The sequence below is a fragment of the Rhodothermales bacterium genome, from assembly GCA_034439735.1.
In the GTDB taxonomy this organism is placed as follows: Bacteria; Bacteroidota; Rhodothermia; order Rhodothermales; family JAHQVL01; genus JAWKNW01.
This window is the reverse complement of sequence record JAWXAX010000201.1, coordinates 1-3,619: the sequence shown is the minus strand read 5'-3', so window position 1 is coordinate 3,619 and position 3,619 is coordinate 1. Positions and strand designations below refer to the sequence as shown.

The 3,619-nt window shown below is 61.7% G+C and carries 6 protein-coding genes; all 6 read left to right on the top strand.

All coding sequences use genetic code 11. The features are described from left to right. Positions 1-244 (top strand): magnesium chelatase (locus SH809_15045; protein ID MDZ4701023.1); only part of this gene is annotated, 244 nt, incomplete at its 5' end. A 190-nt stretch (positions 245-434) separates the two neighbouring features. After that, entirely contained in the window at positions 435-932 is a 498-nt protein-coding gene (locus tag SH809_15040) for a GNAT family N-acetyltransferase (protein MDZ4701022.1), read from the top strand. Next, positions 925-1,650, top strand: coding sequence for a glycosyltransferase family 2 protein (locus SH809_15035; GenBank protein ID MDZ4701021.1), 726 nt, complete (start codon positions 925-927; stop codon positions 1,648-1,650). Before SH809_15040 ends, SH809_15035 begins: the two co-directional genes overlap by 8 nt. A gap of 130 nt (positions 1,651-1,780) precedes the next feature. Next, positions 1,781-2,704 carry a branched-chain amino acid transaminase gene (locus SH809_15030; GenBank protein ID MDZ4701020.1) on the top strand — a complete coding sequence of 308 codons (924 nt, stop codon included), beginning with the start codon at positions 1,781-1,783 and terminating at the stop codon, positions 2,702-2,704. A gap of 156 nt (positions 2,705-2,860) precedes the next feature. After that, entirely contained in the window at positions 2,861-3,052 is a 192-nt protein-coding gene (locus SH809_15025) for a hypothetical protein (protein ID MDZ4701019.1), read from the top strand. An 87-nt stretch (positions 3,053-3,139) separates the two neighbouring features. Continuing rightward, on the top strand, positions 3,140-3,403 hold the full coding sequence (locus SH809_15020; protein ID MDZ4701018.1) for a hypothetical protein: 264 nt from the start codon (positions 3,140-3,142) through the stop codon (positions 3,401-3,403). Positions 3,404-3,619: the final 216 nt, after the last annotated feature.

Sequence of the window (3,619 nt, the reverse complement as noted above, 5' to 3'; positions counted from 1 at the left end):
TGTCGCCGGCCTGCCCGAGCTGGTCGCGGCGAGGATGAAGCCGGCGTCGCCCGGCGAGGCCGCCACGACGATGGAGTTCGTGCTCGAGGCGCTCCACCAGAACTCGCTGATCGGTAAGGATTTCGCGGAGTCCGCTACGTCGTACAGCGACATGATGGGCTCAATGCTTTCATCGCTGGGCTCGATCGAGGACGACGATGATGTGGACCCGGAAGACGATGATTTTTATCGCGGACGGCGATAGGAAAAAGGAAAAAGGAAAAAGGAAAAAGGAAAAAGGAAAAAGGAAAAAGGAAAAAATAATCATCGCCTATTGCGGCGAATGTTTCCGGCATTTTGCTACACCAACACCACAACTTTTCATTTTGCATTTTACACTTTTAATTGATGCTGTCATATTGCCCTTCCAAACCCACTATTTTTCCTTTTCCATTTTGCCTTTTGCCTTTAAAATCCGTCCCGCGACCTCTGAAGACGCCCCGGCGCTCGTCGACCTGATCCTTGGCCTGGCCGAGTACGAGCGGCTGCGGCATGAGGCGGCGCCGGACGTGGAGGCGTTGCGCCGGCACCTGGCGCCCGACGCGTCGCCGCGCTGCGAGGCGTTGATCGCTGAGGACAACGCGGGTCGGCCCGTCGGCCTGGCGCTGTACTTCTACAACTACTCGACCTTCCTGACGGCCTGGGGCATCTTCCTCGAAGACCTGTTCGTGGTGCCCGAGTGCCGGGGCCAGGGGATCGGGATGGCGTTATTGCGCCGGCTCGGGCAGCGAGCGGTGGAGCAGGGGTGCCGGCGACTGGATTGGAACGTGCTCGACTGGAACGAGCCGGCCATCGGCTTCTACAAAAGCCTCGGCGCCCGGCCCATGGACGATTGGACGACCATGCGTCTTACCGGCGAGGCCCTCGCCACCCTCGGTCGAAGCGATGGCTGAGGCCCGGCTCCGCGTTATTGTCGTCATCCCGGCATTCAACGAGGCCCGCTCGATCGGCCTCGTCGTCGGCGACCTGCCGAAGGACCGCGTCGAGGAAGTCGTCGTTGTCAATAACGCCTCCACCGACGAAACGGAGGCGAACGCCAGGGCCGCCGGCGCCACCGTGTTGCGCGAGGACCGGAAGGGCTACGGCTGGGCCTGCCTGCGCGGTATGGCCTATGCCCGCGAGCGCCGGCCGGACGTGCTGGTGTTTTTGGACGGTGACTACAGCGACCACCCTGAGGAGATCGTCCGCCTCCTCGAACCCATCGAGCGTGGCGAGGCCGACTTCGTCATCGGCTCGCGGATGCGGGGCGAACGAGAGCCCGGGGCGATGCTGCCACAGGCGCTGTTCGGCAACCGGCTCGCGTGCGGCCTCATGCGGCTGTTCTGGGGGGCGCGGTTTACCGACCTCGGGCCGTTCCGCGCCATCCGTTTCCCGGCCCTGCTGGACCTCTGCATGCAGGATACGACCTATGGGTGGACCGTTGAGATGCAGATCAAGGCCGTGCGCGCCGGCCTGCGGTACACCGAAGTGCCTGTTTCGTACCGCCGGCGGGTGGGGGTTTCAAAGATCACCGGGACACTCGCGGGCACCGTGAAGGCCTCGTACAAGATTTTGTGGATGATTGGCAAATACGCCTTGCAGCCGCGGCCGGCCCGACAAAGTTCTCGTTGAGCGACGAACATTTCGCCATTCTGGCCGTTTTTAGGTCCTTCTTACCGCAGGCGGATGTCCTGCCGCCCGTCGCTCCCTCGACGCGCACCGTACCGCCCCAACACATCGATCCTTATCCCGGGCTCTGAAGATGCACCACGATATCTGGTTTAACGGAAAACTCGTTCCCTACGAGAAAGCTACCCTGCACGTCCTCTCGCACGTCGTCCATTACGGCTCCTCCGTTTTCGAGGGCATTCGCTGCTACGACACCGAGCGCGGTTCGGGCGTATTCCGGCTACGCGAGCACATACGCCGGCTATTTGATTCGGCCAAGATCTACCGGATGACCATCCCGTACACGATCGAGGAGCTCGAAGCGGCCACCCTCGAGACCATCGCGAGCAGCGGTCTGAAGGCGTGTTACATCCGCCCGGTCGTGTACCGCGGCATGGGAAGCCTGGGCGTCAACCCGCTCAAGAACGACGTAGAAACCGTCATCGCCGTGTGGGAATGGGGTGCGTACCTGGGTCCGGAGGCGCTCGAGAGCGGCGTCGACGTGCATGTCGCCTCCTGGAGCCGCATGGCGCCGAACACCTTTCCGGCGATGGCCAAGGCCGGCGGCAACTACCTGAACGCCTCCCTTGTGAAGATGGACGCCGTGTTGAACGGCTACAACGAGGGCATCATGCTCAACAAAGAGGGGTATGTGGCGGAAGGGAGCGGCGAGAACCTGTTCATCATCCGCGACGGCGTGATCTATACGGCGCCGTCGAGCCTGTCGATCCTGCCCGGCATCACGCGCGACACCGTGATCACCCTGGCGAGCGAGCTGGGTTACCGGGTGGAAGAGCGTCAGATCCCGCGCGAGGCGTTGTACATCGCCGACGAGCTCTTTTTCACCGGCACCGCTGCCGAGGTCACCCCGATCCGGAGTGTGGACAAACACGTGATCGGGAGCGGCAAGCGCGGCCCCATCACGACCGAGATCCAGAACGCCTTTTTCGAGGTCATCAAAAAGGGCAACGACCCCCACGGCTGGCTGACGGCTGTGCCGGTAAACGCAGCGGTGTGAGGAGGTGTTGTCCCAGATACTAAAACCCCTCGGCGCCAGGCGTCGGGGGGTTTTTTGTTAGACAGATGACACGACCTCTGTAGATCCATGGAGAAACGCAGTGAGGCGTGTCGCGTAGTACTGGAAATTCAGTGACCCAGGCACCAGGCAACAACCATGACTGAACCTACCGTCAAAGAACAGGTGCTCAAAGCAGTGGCCGAGCTGCCGGCCGATGCCACCTTCGAGGACGCCATGGAGCGGCTCTACCTGCTCTACAAAGTAGAGCAGGGACGCCGGCAGATCGAAGCGGGTGAGGGTATTCCTCATGCTGAGGCCAGAAAAAGGATCAAGAAGTGGCACGAGTAATCTGGGCGCCTCAGGCCCTTGCCGACCTGGAGGCAATTGGTGACTTTTTAGCCCGGGAAGCACCGCGCTTTGCCCAGATGCTTACCGATGGGGCATTTGATGTTGTTGAGCGGCTGGAGATATTCCCTACGCATTTACCAGTACGTACAGCGTCTCCCGGATCGGAAGCAGGCGGTAGTATTGTGCTTTGTCGAATACCTCCTGACCAGGGCTGAACACGACGACACGCGTCAGGACGAGACGGAGTGGGCGAACCTCTCCCTTACATTCGCCATGCGTGGTCTGGACGGCGAGCGGGAGCCAGCGTATTGTCTTGCGGACGTCAAAGAGATCTACCCGACCGCCGGCTGAGTGCTCGGACCTTTCGCGGAACGCGCCGGCGCCGGCTTTACTTCCCAACCTGTCCGGCGGGCTTGAACCTAACACTCCGCGCGGCTATCGTGGTGCTCCCCTGTCGTGGTGAGCCGCCCCGATGGAATCGGGGCGTGTCGAACCATCCCGAGGAGTGACCGCGCTATGGCGTGGGTAGAGCCAATCGGAAGGAGGTCCCCGCATGTCCTGACGGAC